Origin of the sequence: Variovorax beijingensis (genome assembly GCF_007828835.1) — a bacterium.
Lineage (GTDB): Bacteria > Pseudomonadota > Gammaproteobacteria > Burkholderiales > Burkholderiaceae_C > Variovorax > Variovorax beijingensis_A.
On the sequence record NZ_VIVL01000004.1, the window covers coordinates 346,128 to 359,569 of the forward strand.

The 13,442-nt window shown below is 65.2% G+C and carries 4 protein-coding genes; all 4 read left to right on the plus strand.

Going from position 1 to position 13,442, the window contains the following annotated elements:
• Nucleotides 1-422: 422 nt before the first annotated feature.
• The 4 genes from FB547_RS15175 (at nt 423) to FB547_RS15190 (ending at nt 13,310) form a co-directional block, all read left to right on the plus strand.
• Nucleotides 423-10,496, plus strand: coding sequence for a hemagglutinin repeat-containing protein (locus FB547_RS15175; protein ID WP_145743541.1), 10,074 nt, complete (start codon nt 423-425; stop codon nt 10,494-10,496).
• Between the two features lie 44 nt (nt 10,497-10,540).
• Complete coding sequence (locus FB547_RS15180) at nt 10,541-10,744, plus strand: hypothetical protein (protein WP_145743543.1); 204 nt, start codon at nt 10,541-10,543, stop codon at nt 10,742-10,744.
• 75 nt (nt 10,745-10,819) lie between these two features.
• Nucleotides 10,820-12,535: a ShlB/FhaC/HecB family hemolysin secretion/activation protein gene (locus FB547_RS15185; protein WP_145743880.1), complete on the plus strand. Its 1,716-nt coding sequence runs from the start codon at nt 10,820-10,822 to the stop codon at nt 12,533-12,535.
• Nucleotides 12,536-12,626: 91 nt separating this feature from the next.
• Nucleotides 12,627-13,310 (plus strand): hypothetical protein, encoded by a 684-nt coding sequence (locus FB547_RS15190; RefSeq protein ID WP_145743545.1) that lies wholly within the window; start codon nt 12,627-12,629, stop codon nt 13,308-13,310.
• Nucleotides 13,311-13,442: the final 132 nt, after the last annotated feature.

A 13,442-nucleotide genomic window follows, 5' to 3' on the forward strand; every position in this document is an offset into this window, starting at 1 on the left:
GATCGCGTCGTGCCATCCATCCGGAATGACTTGACTCACGGCTGCCGATGGCAGCTTGCCTCGGCTCGTACGGGCCGTGCGGCCGCTGGGTCGAGCAGGCGCTGGTGGTTGTCGGCTCCCGAGAACGGCGCCTCCCGCCGCCGGACGGCTGTGCCGGTGGACGGTGTTTTTCCCAAAGGCGCCAGGGAATGCGCGTGCCGTTGGCCCCGCTCGTCGAGTTCGGTCCGTTGCACCCATCCAACGCCGGGCACTCAAAAGTAATGCTCACGAATTACACGCGGCGGTGGTGATTCTTAAGTCTGCAGGATTCGTGAACAAGTACCGCTCGAACCAGGGGGCCCCCTCCCATAATCGGCCCGCCGAAGCATCTTGTCACAGAAATAACGATGCCCGGCAGCCAATCCTAGAGGGAGCACCAGAACATGAATCGCCATTTGCACCGCATCGTTTTCAATGCCAAACGTGGGCTGCGCATGGTGGTTCAGGAGACCGCGAAGAGCACCGGCAAGGGCTCCTCCAAGGCCACCACCGTGGCAGCCGGTGCATGGGCTGGGGCCTTCGCCATTGCTCCAATGCTCATCGGCGCTGCCCTTGCGGGCGTGCTAATGGCCCCGTCCGCGCTTGCCCAGATCGTCGGGGCGCCCAACGTTCCCGGCAACCTGCGCCCCACGGTGCTCGTTGCGCCGAACGGCGTCCCGTTGATCAACGTGCAGACCCCGAGTGCAGCGGGTGTGTCCCGCAATGTCTACAACCAGTTCAACGTGGCCCCGAACGGGGCCATCTTCAACAACAGCCGCGTCAATGCAGCCACACAGCTCGGCGGCATCGTTCAAGGCAATCCCTACCTCGCGGGCGGGCCGGCACGCATCATCCTGAACGAGGTCAACAGCGGAAATCCGAGCCAGCTTCGCGGATACATGGAAGTGGCGGGGCAGCGCGCGGAGGTCATCATCGCCAACCCCGCCGGCATCAGCGTCGACGGTGCCGGCTTCATCAACGCCAGCCGGGCAACGCTCACGACCGGGACGCCACAGCTCAATGCGTTCGGCGGCCTCGACAGCTTCCTTGTGCGGGGCGGCACCATCACGATCAACGGTGCAGGCCTGGATGCCAGTAAGACCGATTACGCCGCCATTCTGGCGCGCGCCGTGGAAGCCAATGCCGGGATCTGGGCCAGCGAACTGAAGGTGGTGACAGGCGCGAACACGGTCAGCGCCGACCACAGCCAGATCACGCCGACGACCGGCACCGGTGCGGCCCCCACCTTTGCCTTGGACGTGGCCGCCCTCGGCGGCATGTATGCCGGAAAAATCGTGCTGGTGGGCACCGAGGCCGGCCTCGGCGTGCGCAATGCCGGTACCGTTCAGGCTGCGCCGGGCACGACTGCGTTGGCAGGCGCGGGCCAGCTCGTGGTCACCAGTGCCGGACGCCTGGAGAACATCGGCACGATCCAGGGCACGGCCGATGTGAACCTCGCGGCCACAAGCCTGGCCAACAGCGGCCGCATCGGCAGCGGCGGAAATCTGAGGATCGCCTCGCAGGGCGACCTGGCGAACTCGCTCGACGGCAAGGGCGGCACGCTCGAAGGCGCACGGCTGGAACTCGCCAGCACGGCAGGCGACATCGACAACCGCGGTGGCACCCTCCGCCAGACCAGCAGCACGGGGCTGACGATCTCGGCACCGGTCCTGAGCAACACGGCCGGCGGCGTGGTCGGGCTGGAGCCGGTCCCGGAAACCCCGTCGCAGCCCGGTGGTGGCACGAGTCCGAGCACAGGCGGGGGCACCGATGGCGGCACCACCAACCCGAGCGCGCCCACCACAGGTGGAACGGCGGGAACCGGCGGCACGATCACCCCCGCACCGTATGTGGCGCCATCGCCCGGGACCGTCACGGCAGCGGGCGTGATTCTCAACGACGGCGGCCGCATCTATGCAGGCGGCCCGATCGAGCTGCAAAGCGCCAACATCAATAACAAGGGCGGCACCCTGAGCGTCGCCAGCATGACGGTCAACCAGCCGACCTTCAACAATCAAGGGGGCACGCTGAATGTCAGCAATGGCTTTACGGCCACCGTCGGCCAGTTCGACAATTCGGGCGGCCGGCTGAATGCCGGCTCGCTGAACATCGCCACCAGCGGCGACCTGCTCAACGTCGACGGCGTACTGACGAGCGCGACCGACGCCCACCTCGTGGTCGGCGGCAAGGCGGACAACACGCGCGGATCGATTTCGGGTGCGAGCGCGCTGACCGCGAGCGTGGGCGGAGCCACCCTCAACAGCGGCGGTACCCTGGCTTCCAACCAGGCGCTGACGCTGAGCAGCGGCTCGCTGGAGAACACCAACGGCAGCATCCAGTCCGCACAGGCCGGTGTGCAGCTCGCAGTGACCAACCAGTTGGCGAGCGGCAGCGGCGGCAGCATCAACGCGGCCACGGATCTGGGTATCCAGGCCGGCGCATTGAGCAACAGCGGCAGCCTGCGCGGCGCGAACGATATCCATGTCGCGATCGGCGGCGCGCTGGTGAATGACGGCAGCGTCACCGCCGGCCGCCACACCACGATCACGGCCGGCAGCCTGCAAGGCGGCAGCACCGGGGTGCTGGGCGCGGGCATCCAGAGCGACGGCACGCTCGGCGGGGCGGGCGACCTGGACGTGACGAGCACCGGCGCATTGGTCGCCCACGGCACCAACCTGGCGGCCGGCAATGCCGCGCTGCAAGGCGCAAGTGTCGATCTGTCGGCCGGCCAGACCAGCGCGGCCAACATCGCGGTCACCGCCACGCAGGGGAACGTGCTCACCAGCAGCAACGCCACGGTCGCCACGCAAGGCACCCTCCGCATCACGGCTAACGCCCAGTCTGGCCAGACGCTGGTCAATGACGCGGGCACGCTCAATGCCGGCCAACTGGACCTCAATGTCTCGAACATCGCCAACACCAATGGCGGCGAGATCGCGCAGACCGGCACCGGGGCCACCGCCATCGCTACCAGTGGCACCCTGAACAACGACGGCGGACGCATCGCCAGCAACGGCCAGGACCTCAGCCTGAATGGCGCAAGCATCACCAACGCTGGCGGCAAGATCGAGCATGCCGGCACCGGCACGCTCGCCATCGCGGGCGGCAGCTACAGCGGCACCGATGGCCAGATCACCGGCAACGGCGCGTTGGCGGTCGCCATGTCGGGCGCCTTCAACCAGGACGGCGCGAAGGCTGCGGTCAGCGCCCAGCAGATCACCATCGACGCCGGCTCGCTGGGCAACCGCGCCGGCGGCCAGATCGTGCAGACCGGCACCGAGGCCACGCGCATCACGGTGGTGGGCGCCCTGGACAACAGCGGCGGGACGCTGGCCAGCAACGGCGACACCAACATCGCGGCTGGCAGCCTGACCAACCAGAGCGGCACCATCCGTGCGGCCGAGACGTCCGACCTCGGTCTGACCGTGGGCGGCGTGCTCGACAACAGCAACAAGGGCGCGATCGGCGCGGGCGGCAGCACCACCTTTACCGCCGGCAGTCTCAACAACAATGCCGGCAGCGTGACCGCTGTCGGCGATCTGACCGCCACCATCGGCGGCGCCGCGACCAACGTGGGCGGCATGCTGGCGGCCAATGGCAACGCGACGCTCGTCGCCGGCACCATGGACAACACGCGTGGAACCGTGGCCGCCGTCAACGGCAACCTGAGCATCACGACGACCGGTGCGACGACCAACAATGGTGGCACCTTGCAAGCCGGCGCCGCGACGAACTTGGTCAATGGCGGACTGAGCAATGTCGGCGGCAAGATCTTCGGCAACAGCCTGTCCGTGGACACACGCGGCAATGCGCTGGACAACAGCGCGAAGGGCACGATGGCTGCCACCACCACCGTGGCTGTGAACTCGGGGGCGCTGAACAACGACGCAGGCTTGATCCAGTCCGGTGGCGTCCTGACCATCGATACCGCTGGCAAGGCACTGATCAACACCAACGCCAATGGCTATCGCACCACGCCCGAAGACGCGGCGGGCGGCATCACGAGCGCGGACACGCTGACGCTGACGAACGTGGGGGATGTGGACAACGCAGCCGGCTTCATCGGCGCGAAGAATGCGCTGGTCGCCGATACGCAGGCCTTCACCAACACGGGCGGGGGCATGGTGCTCGGGCAGTCCACGATAGCCATCGGCACCCACGGTGCCAAATACGACAACACCGGCGGCCAGACCCTGGCAGTGGGCAATCTCGGCATCAACGCCGGGACACTGACCAACACCGCCGGCCTGATCCGCTCGACGGCCACGACGACGCTCCGTGCCGGTAGCGTCATCAACACCAACACCCAGGGAACAGAGCAGGGCATCGAAGGGCAGAACGTCGACATCGCTGCGCAGTCGATCGTCAATGCCTCCGGCGCGATCCGTGCCGACCAGAACACCACGCTCAGCAGCAGCGGGCAGATCGACAACAGCGCCGGCCTGGTGTCCGCTGGCAAGGTGCTCACCATCAAGGACCCCGGCGCGGCCAAGACCCTGTCGGTGCTCAACACTGGCGGCACCCTGGTCGGCGGCGAGAACGTCGTCCTCGACGCCGGCTCGGTCACATGGGACGGCAAGCTGCTGTCCCTCGGCGACATGACGCTGGCGGTCACCCAGGACATCACCTTCGCGGCGGGCAGCGAAACCGTCGCCAACCACAACCTGACGATCTCGACGACGGGCGACATCACCAACGGCGGCAGGCTCGCCGCCGGCAACGACCTGACGCTCTCCGCGAAGGATATCGACAACACCGCCACCGGCGACATCCAGGGCAAGACCACCACGCTGAATGCCAGCGGCACGGTCACCAACCGTGGCGTCATCGATGGCCAGACCACCCGCATCAACGCCACCACGCTGGACAACCTCGGCACCGGCCGCATCTATGGCGACCAGATCTCGATCGGCGTCAGCGCGCTCAACAACGACACCGAAACGGTCAACGGCGTGGCCTCGGCCGGCACCATCGCCGCGCGCGATCGCCTCGACATCGGCGCCGGGACCGTCAACAACCGCAACGGCGCCCTGATCCTCAGCGCCGGAAACCTCTACATCGGCGGCAAGCTGGTGGACGGCAAAGCCAGCGACGCCGCCGGCGTATTGAACAACCACGCCGCGACCATCGAGGCGGTGCAGGACATGGCCATCAAGGCCAATGTCCTGAACAACACCAACGGCGGCGTGACCTGGACGACGCAGACCACTTCCGATGGTCTCCAGCACACCGAATATGCGCTGCCTGGCAGTTCAACGCGCTATGACCCCAGCCAGCTGGTCTTCGTGAGTGTGGGCGGGCCCTCCGTCGATTTCGAGCACCTGATGGGCGTGCTGTGGCCCAGCTTCGTCAGCTACGCCGCAGGGCCCGTGTCCGGCCAGTTCTCCGGCATCCTGGTGCCGTCCGCCAGCTATCCGCTGTCCCGGTACGGGACTTACTACGCGAACCCGCCGCGCAACAGCCGTGATCTCACGGGCACGCGGCAGATCAACATCGATCAGACCGAGACATACACCGAGCCCGGTGCCTGGTACGCCCGCACCGATCCGATCTGGGCCGCCTTCGGCGTGACGCCGCCGGCCACGGACACACCAACTGACTCAACGCAAGCCCAGGCTTACCTGGACGCCCACCGGCGCCTCGATGCCGCGACCGAGGCCTTCATCCGGGACGTCTACGACAACTACGCGCGCTCCTACTACGCCTGGGTCTACACCGAGTCGACCACCACCCCGGTGCTGCAGACCTCATCGCCCGGACGGATCATCGCGGGCGGCAAGATGGACATTGCCGTCGGCAGCGGCACCAACGACATGAGCCAGATCCTGGCCGGCGGCGCGCTCAACGTCACGGGCGGCACCATCGCCAACCACAACGTGGAGGTCTCGGGCGCGCAGACGCGCAACGGCTGGCAGCACTTCCAGGCGGGGACGGGCGACGCGACGCAGGTCACCCCGTACAACACCAGCGTTCCCATCACCGTGACCCTGGCTGCCGCACGGCAGGAAGGGAATGTGACCGTGGTCGGCAGCGGCGGGTCGACCGGCACCCTGACGCCCGGCCATACCAGCCAGGGCGTGGCCAGTGCCAGCGGTGTCAATGGGAGCGGCCCCACCGGCGTGGCCGGTGGCACCGGCGCCCCGGTGAATGCGCCCGGCGCTGGCACGGGTGGCGCGGCAGGCCCGATCGTCCACCCGATCATCGAAGTGAACCTGGCGGCCAGTTCGGAAACGACACAGGTCGTGCGTACGACCTTGCCGGGCCTGACGCTGCCCACGGCCAGCCTGTTCCGCACGCATCCGGAGACCTCCAGCCATTACCTGATCGAAACCGATCCGCGCTTTGCGAACCGGCACAACTGGCTCAGCAGCGACTACCTGCTGAACAACCTGGGGCAGGACCCCAACAACGCCCTCAAGCGCCTGGGCGACGGCTACTACGAGCAGCGCCTGATCCGCGAGCAGGTGGCGCAACTGACGGGCTACCGCTACCTGGACGGCTACGACAGCGACGAGGCGCAGTACACCGCCCTGATGGACGCCGGCCTCACCTTTGCGCGGCAGTACGGTCTGCGGCCGGGCATTGCGCTGAGCGACGCCCAGATGGCGCAGCTGACCAGCGACATTGTCTGGCTGGTGGAGCAGACCGTCACGCTGCCGGACGGCAGCAGCCAGCGCGTGCTCGTGCCGCAGGTCTATGTGCGCGTGAAGAACGGCGACATCGACGGCTCGGGTGCTCTGTTGGCCGGCAAGCAGGTCAACATCAAGCTCGATGGCGATCTCGTCAACAGCGGCACCGTTGCCGGGCGCGAGACGGTCAAGATCACCGCGGAGAACATCCAGAACCTGAACGGCCGCATCTCCGGCGACAGCCTCGACCTCAGGGCCCGGACCGACCTGAACAACATCGGTGGGACCATCGACGCGGCCAGCCAGCTCAAGATCGAGGCGGGACGCGACATCAATGTGCGCACCACGACCAGCACCAGCGCGCTGGCGCTGGACTTCGCCCCCGGCGCCGCAAGCTTGCGCGGCGCCACCATTGTCGACCGGGTGGCCGGCCTGTACGTGACCGGCTCCAAGGGTGTGTTGGTGGCTTCGGCCGGCCGCGACGTCAACCTGATTGGCGCCCTTGTCGCCAACAGCGGCAAGGAAGGCACAACCGAAATTGGCGCTGGTCGCGACCTGAACCTGGGCACCGTTACCACCGCCAGGCAGGATGCCACGGTTCGAGACGCCGGCAACTACCGCGCCGAGGCCAGCACGCGGGAGGTCGGCACCCGCATCGAGACCAGCGGCGACATCAGCCTGCACGCTCAGCGGGATGTCAACGTGCGCGCCGCCACCATCAACAGCGCGGATGGCGCGCTCGAAGTGGCTGCCAAACGCAACATCACCATCGATGCCGGCCAGTCGACCTCAGCGCTCAATGTGGGACGCCGCACCGAGGACAGCGGTTTCTGGGGTAGTGACCGCAGCATGGAGCAGGGCACCTTCGGTTCGACCGGCGTCATCGGCAGCAGCCTGGGTGGCAAGACGGTGGTGCTGGATGCAGGCACCGACATCCGCATCCGCGGCTCGAACGTGGTGAGCGACCAAGGCACCGAACTCTGGGCCGGCAACAACATCACCATCGAGGCCGCGACGCAGACCCGGGACAGCCAGTATGTCCGCGAGGAGTCCAAGAGCGGCATGTTCGATGCGAGTTCGGGCTGGACGTGGGGCCACCAGGACACGCGCAGCACCAGGAACCGCCAGGAGAACACGGCCGTGGGCAGCACGGTGGGCGCCATCGCGGGCAATGTCGTCATCACCGCTGGGAACCGCTACAGCCAGGTGGGCAGCGATGTGGTCGCTCCGGGAGGTGACGTCGACATTCAGGCGCGCGATGTGCAGATCGTCGAGGCGCGCGAGAGCAGTCGCAGCGAGAGCACGCAGAGCTTCTCCCAAGGCGGCATCACGCTGGGCATCAAGGCACCGTTGATCGACCTTTTGCGAAGCTTTGAGGGAACGACCGAGGCGATGGGCGATACCAAGGACGACCGCATGCAGGCGCTGGGCGCGGCGAGCATGGCGCTCAGCGGCTATTCGGCATACCAGGACATTGCACAACAGGCCGCGACCCAGAGCACGGGCGGCACCGGTGTGGTCAGCATGGGGGCGACCCTAGCCCTCGGCAGCAGTTCGAGCGAATCCACGCGCACTGAGAGTAGCAACACGTCGGCCAGTTCGCGTGTGCAGGCGGGCGGCAACGTCACCATCACCGCTACCGGGGGTGGAAGGGATTCGAACATCCTGATACGCGGGAGTGAGATCGACGCAGGCAAGAACGTCAATCTGTCGGCGGACAACAACGTCACCCTCGAAGCGGCGGCGAACACTCGGGAGCAGAGCTCTACAAGTCGCAGCAGCAATGCCAGTATCGGCGTGGGCTTCACCTTCGGGCAAAGCAACGGTCTGACGATCGAGGTGGCCGCTGGAAGCCAGAACGGACGCGACAACGGCACCGATGGTGCATGGACGAACACCACTGTCAATGCGGGCCAGCAGGTCAACATCACCAGCGGCGGCGACACCACCGTCCGGGGCGCCATGGTTTCCGGGAGCCGCATCAATGCCGACGTGGGAGGCAACCTGCACATCGAGACCCTGCAGGACACCAGCACCTACCACAGCCAGAACAGCGGGGGCGGCTTTAATGCCACCATCTGCGCTTGGTATTGCTACGGCGACAGCAGCGTGAGCGTCTACGCCCACAACATGCACGGGGACGGAAATTTTGCGAGCGCGACACAGCAAAGCGGCTTTCTGGCAGGAAATGGAGGCTTTGGTGTCAACGTGGCGGGCAATACCAACCTCGTGGGCGGCGTCATCAGCAGCACCAACGCTGCGGTAAGTGCAGGCAGGAACAGCTTTACGACGGGCAGCCTGACGATGACCGATCTGGTCAACCATGACACTTTCCAAGGCAGCGGGTACAGCGTCAGCTTCAGCACAAGCACCTCGAGTTCGGGTTCAGGCACAGCGGGTATCGGCAGCAACGATGTCAATCGGTCCAGCACCACCCGCAGCGGCGTCTCCGGTATCGCGGGGAATACGGGAGTGCGGACTGGAGTGGACGGCACCAACGCGCTGCAAAGGACCAATCGAGAGCGCGCCATGAGGGACATTCAAGGGGAAGTCCTGATCACGGCGCAATTCAGCTCACAAGCGACCAGTGCCTGGGGCCAGTATGCCAACGAGCGCCTGCGGGACGCCAAGACCGACGAGGAGCGAGCTTGCTGGGGGGCCAGCGGCTCATGTCGCGCGTCCGGACATTTGGTGATCGGTGGGCTCGCAGGCGGTCTGGGCGGGGCTATCGGCGCAGGCGCAAGCACGCAGGTTGCGTCCTATCTCGATCAGACCGTCAGCGCATTGGGCCTCACCGGTGCTGTACATGATGCGGTGGTCGCAGGGCTGACGATGGCCGTTGGCGGTGCATTGGGTAGCGCATCAGGAGCTGCGGGGGCATTCAATGAGGTGACCAACAATTACCTGACAAGCACTCAGTGGGAGGCGCTCGCAGAAGACATCAAACGATGCCAGGCGCGCAACTGCACGACAGAGGAACAGCAGGTCATCCGGAACAGCTATCAGGACCTCAGCAATCAACAGAATGTGGCGTTGGCCAACTGCGCGAAAACCGGGAACTGCGTCACGTTGCGAGAGGATGTGATCAATGGAACGCAGGCCATGATCGATCTCGCTGCCGACGGAAAACTACCAATCGGCGCCGGAACCGGCAATGATCTGGGACAGTACGCGGGGCAGCGGCTGGCGAACGATCCCGCTTATCGAGAGACGGTAAGGCAATCGATCGATGTGCTAAACAATTGCAAAGCGAATCCCCAGCAATGCACACAACAGGCGATCACCGCTGCTGCGTTGATTGTGGCTCCGCTGCTAGGACCGGCTGGCGTTTCGTTGACTTGGGAAGGACTCGCCGTAGGCGGGACAATCGGGGCAACGGCGAACGTGGGGGGCCAGTTGTACGCAAATGGCGGGAGTCTTGGTCAGGTCAATCCACGCGATGTCGGAATGGCGTTCTATACGGGAGCATTGACTTATGGGGCAGGATTTATGTCGTCGATGTTCGTTAACACAGGAGGCGCGCTCGTCGGGTCCGGGATGAACACAATCTATATGAATCAAGCGCCATCCGCGTCCGGAGGCAGCATCTTGGGAGCCGCGCTGGGAACAACGCTTGGCTATCCAGTTGGCGCCGTGGCGCAAAACGGATTGAACGGTTATTTCAATCCATGGTACCGGCCAATGTGGCAAGACTTGGGTTACACCATGCAGAGCTGGCTGCAGCCTAGTATTTTGCCCGGGATGGGTGGCGCCAGCGTTGGCAGCTTCTTGCAGGAGTTGGCCAATGCGGGAGTCAATAACCCGAATGTTCCACAAGGTACAGGCAACCCGACAAGGGGTGGCAGATGAACACATCGCGAAGCCTAGGCTTGAGAATGCTTGGAGTTCTGTTCTTGACCTGCCTCTTCATCATTGGTGTCGGCTTTTCCTTGGCTGCCTTGCTCGCCATGCCCTTGATTCGGTGGGCAATTCATGGGGTACTTTATTTCCCGGTCAGTTCATCTGAACTTCGCAGTCTGCTGTTTGTCGTCCTCGGTGTGACGGTTGTTGCAACAGCCGTGATGTGGTTGGCCGGAAAACACAAAGGGCATTGGTGAAAATGCTCTGATCCTGCGCGTGACGGTGCAGATAAACAATATCAGGGAGAGAAATTGAGAACGAACTCGCGTGCCATGCTGGCGGGCGTACTCTTGGGCGGCCCAATGTTGGCCACAGCCCAGGTTCCCAGCACACCACAACCCTTCGTCGAACAGCAACGCCAGCAGGAACGCGAACGCGCCCTGCGCGAGCAGAACGAGCGCACGGTCGACCAGCGCCTGCAGGCGGCACCGCCCGCACCGGCGGCGCGCGTTCCCGAGTCCGAAGCCCCGTGCTTTCGCATCGACCGCGTGCTCCTGGTCGGCGAGCAGTCCGAGGCCTTCCAGTGGGCCGTGGCCGATCTGTCCGGCCCCGAGGGCGACGATTCACCGCTCGGCCGGTGCCTCGGCACCGCCGGCGTGAACGTGGTGCTCGCCCGCGCCCAGCAGGCGGCCATCGCGCGCGGCTTCGTCACCACCCGGGTGCTGGCCGCGCCGCAGGACCTGTCCACCGGCACGCTGACTCTCTCGCTGGTGCCCGGCCGCATCGCGGCCATTCGCCTGACGCCGGATGCTTCCTCGACATTGCTCGGCAGCTCTGCCTTGCTGGCCACCGCCATTCCGGCCCGGGTCGGCGACCTGCTGAACCTGCGCGACATCGAGCAGGGCCTGGAGAACTTGAAGCGCGCCCCCACCGCCGAGGCCGACATCCAGATCGAACCCTCGACCGCATCCGACGCCAGGCCGGGCGACAGCGACCTCGTGGTCAAGTACGTCCAGGCCAGGAAATGGCGCGTCACCCTGAGCCTGGACGACAGCGGCACCGAGGCCACCGGCCGCTACCAGGCCGGCGCCACGCTGTCGCTGGACAACCCCTTCGGCCTGAACGACCTGTTCTACGTCAGCGCCAACCACAACCTCAACAACCACGTCTTCAGCGACCCGGCCAAGGGCACCGAAGGCCAGACCGTTCACTACTCATTGCCCTACGGCTACTGGATGCTGGGCCTCACGGCCTCCAACAGCCAGTACCACCAGCGCGTGGCCGGCCTGAACCAGGACTACATCTACGCCGGCAAGACCAACAACGCCGAGGTCAAGCTCTCGCGCCTGCTCTACCGCGATCAGCACCGCAAGACCACGCTGGCGCTCAAGGGCTGGCGGCGCGAATCGCGCAACTTCGTGGACGACACCGAGGTCGAGGTGCAGCACCGCGTGGTGGGCGGTTGGGAGCTCGGCCTCAACCACAAGGAGTTCATCGGCGAGGCCACGCTGGAGGGCACGATCGCCTACAAGCGCGGCACGGGCGGCTTCGGCGCGAGGGCGGCGCCGGAAGAAGAATTCGGCGAGGGCACTTCGCGGCTGAAGCTCTACACCGCGGACGTGAGCCTCAATGCCCCGTTCAAGCTCGGCGAGCAGAAGCTGCGCTATTCGGGCCTGATCCGCGCCCAATGGAACCGCACCCCGCTGGTGCCGCAGGACCGCTTCGCCATCGGCGGGCGCTACACGGTGCGTGGCTTCGATGGCGAGACCAGCCTGATGGGCGAGCGCGGCTGGCTGATCCGCAACGACATCGGCTGGGCCATGGGGCAGAGCGGGGCGGAGCTGTATGTCGGGGCCGACTACGGGCATGTGGGCGGGCGCTCCACGGCGGGCCTGCTCGGCCGCAACCTGGCGGGCGCGGTGGTCGGCGTGCGGGGGCAGTGGGGCAAGCTGAGCTATGACTTCTTCGCCGGCGCGCCGATCCGAAAGCCCGAGGGCTATCGCACGGCCAGGGTCACGCTGGGGTTCAACCTGAATGCAAGCTTCTGAGGGGCCAAATGCCGCAGTCGATTCTCGATCGCTCATGCCTAGACTGATTCGCCGACCGCCCGCGCCTTACGGCATCAACGCGACATAAACGATGACTAGCCAGAACGAAACAGTAGTGAAGTCCGACCCCGCTTCAATGGGTTCTATTTCACCGATGCGCGTGTGCTTTTTGCCCCCGCGTGACACTTCATGGGGCGCTCTCGTGCGCGGCTTGTTGTTCTCTGAGGTGTACAGCATAGCGGCCGTCGTTCTCATGCTCTACACCGTGTTCAGGATACAGGGGCCGTGGTTCTATGCCGCGCTGCTTGCGCAGCTGGTACTGCATTTCTACATGACAACAGAGATCCTGATCAGCAACGATGAGATTGAACGCCTTACCGGCTATGGATTGATACGGCGCGAAGGGGTACTGCGGTTCTGCGGATATGTCCCGCGACGGCGTCGCTTGCGCACCCTTGGCTTCCCGATCCGGGCGATCGAGGAAATTGGCTCAGCTGCTGTTCTTGTTCATCTGTACGACGGCACCCAGGTCCAACTTCCCAAGCTGAGTCTGGAAGGTCAGCGCTTGTTCAAGAGCGTCTTTGAATCAATGAATGCAGGAGCGGATGCCGAGGCGTTGAAAAAGCAATACGCGAGTCTTGCGCCCGGGATTCTTGTCACCTTGGAGTACAAGGAATCGCCGCAACTGCCGAAGTGGCGATATTGGACGTCAATGATCTTGCTGGTTCCCGGCCTCTATGTCGGATGGAAACTGTATGGGCTGTTGTTCCGGTGACGGTAGGGGAAAAGTGGGATTGGACCCGCCTCGACAGTGAAGCACATCGGTGTTCAGAGGAACTTGGTCCAATGAGAGCGCACTCCATCCCAGCCACGACATCCCGACATTCCATGTCGGCGTAGATCGTAT

Coding starts and splice junctions, on each gene's coding strand:
- FB547_RS15190 (WP_145743545.1), top strand. CDS start 12,627: ATGACTAGCCAGAACGAAACAGTAGTGAAGTCCGACCCCGCTTCAATG.
- FB547_RS15185 (WP_145743880.1), top strand. CDS start 10,820: ATGCTGGCGGGCGTACTCTTGGGCGGCCCAATGTTGGCCACAGCCCAG.
- FB547_RS15175 (WP_145743541.1), top strand. CDS start 423: ATGAATCGCCATTTGCACCGCATCGTTTTCAATGCCAAACGTGGGCTG.